This window comes from Actinoplanes sp. TFC3 (assembly GCF_001553785.1).
GTDB lineage: Bacteria > Actinomycetota > Actinomycetes > Mycobacteriales > Micromonosporaceae > Actinoplanes.
Genome location: NZ_LOJP01000004.1, coordinates 1 through 1582, shown reverse-complemented (window position 1 = coordinate 1582; position 1582 = coordinate 1). Strand labels below are relative to the sequence as shown.

The following is a 1582-nucleotide window of genomic DNA, read 5'->3' as shown; positions in this document are numbered from 1 at the left end:
GGTGGTCACGCTGGCGCCGCAGACGCCAGCACCAAGCCCGCCTCAGCCACTACAAACGCCGAGGCTACGCACTCCGATGAATGCCGTTGCAGTACTAGGCCGTGTTTCGTAGGACGGCGATGTTGCGGCGTGGCGGTGATCGATAACTGAAGAGGTCTCCGGTATTTGGTTCAAGCGACCAAACCAAAACTTCACACCGGAGACCTCGTGCCGAGCGTAGCGGCAGCGAGGCGGCACGACTTGACTGACCTGCAATGGGCGGCGCTGGAAGCAGTGCTGCCTGCGGGAACGGGTCGTGACCGGCCACGCAGATGGACCGTGAGAGTGATCATCGACGGGATCCGGTGGCGGGTCCGGACCGGGTCACCGTGGCGGGACGTGCCCGGGGCCTACCCGCCGTGGAAGAGCTTGTATCGATGGTTTCGACGCTGGGGCGTGACGGTGTCTGGGCACAGATCCTCGCCGCATTGCAGGCCCAGGCGGACGCGGCCGGGTTGATCGGGCTGGACCGTGAGTGTGGACTCGACCATCAGCCGTGCCCATCAGCATGCGGCCGGCGCCCGCCGTGACGGCCAAGCGCAGAAGGAACCACCCGGTGGCGTAGAGATAGAGTTGGCCGATCACGGCCTCGGCCGGTCGCGAGGCGGCTGGACCACGAAGACCCATCTGGCCTGCGAGCAGGGCCGCAAACTGATGGCCTTGGTGGTCACCGCCGGGCAACGTGGTGACAGCCCGCAGTTCATTGCGGTGCTGGCAAAGGTCCGTGTCGCCCGAGCCGCCGGGGGCCGGCCGCGGACCCGCCCGGACGCGGTGCTGGCCACCAAGGCGTACACGTCCAAGGCCAACCGTGCCCACCTGCGGTCGCGGGGCATCCGGGCGTGTATCCCGAGCAAGACTGACCAGGACGCCCACCGCAAGGCCAAAGGGTCGAAAGGCGGGCGCCCACCCGCCTTCGACCCCCAGGCCTACCGCTTACGTCACGCCGTGGAGTGCGGCATCAACCAGCTCAAACAACACCGAGCGATGGCCACCAGATACGAGAAACTCGCCGTCCGCTACGAAGCAACGCTCACCATCGCCGCGATCAACCAATGGCTCCGCGCCCTACGAAACACGGCCTAGTCGGGCAGCGGGGTGAGCGCGTCGAAGTCGTCGATGGGTTCGGTGATGTCATAGACGACCATGACGCTGGCCGGCGGGGGGGTTCATTGGCCGGTGCTGGCGAGTTGGTTGCGGGTCCTGGCGAGCCGGTAGGATTCGGTGCCGGTTTCGATGATGTTGCCGCCGAAGGTGAGTCGGTCGACGATCGCGGCGCAGAGTCGCGGGTCGGTGAATGTTTGGTCAAGGCCGAGAAGGCTTCATTTGAAGCGATGGCGACGGAGGCTTTCTCCTCCCGCTCGGTGAGAACTTGGAAGAGCAGTTCGGCGCCGCGTTTGTCGAGTTCCATGTAGCCCAGTTCGTCGATCTATGGAGATGTCGGCATAGATCGACCTATGCCGAGACCGCGACTATGCCGAAGATTCTCCGCGCGTGCTGGGTGAGCCGCTTGGAGGAGAGTCGCTTGTTGGCATAGTTTCCTCTC

General features: G+C 65.1%; 1 protein-coding gene and 2 pseudogenes. 1 reads left to right on the top strand and 2 read right to left on the bottom strand.

From position 1 onward, the window contains the following. Nucleotides 1–207: 207 nt before the first annotated feature. Nucleotides 208–1122, top strand: a pseudogene (locus TFC3_RS33100) (IS5 family transposase). Between the two features lie 83 nt (nt 1123–1205). Here TFC3_RS33100 and TFC3_RS40260 read toward each other — a convergent pair. Together TFC3_RS40260 and TFC3_RS40255 are read right to left on the bottom strand one after the other, a co-directional pair. Continuing rightward, a complete protein-coding gene (locus tag TFC3_RS40260) occupies nt 1206–1307 on the bottom strand; it encodes a hypothetical protein (RefSeq protein WP_304439004.1) in 102 nt (33 codons plus the stop codon). A gap of 95 nt (nt 1308–1402) precedes the next feature. Continuing rightward, nucleotides 1403–1447 (bottom strand): annotated as a pseudogene (locus TFC3_RS40255) (hypothetical protein); the annotation flags it as partial. Nucleotides 1448–1582: the final 135 nt, after the last annotated feature.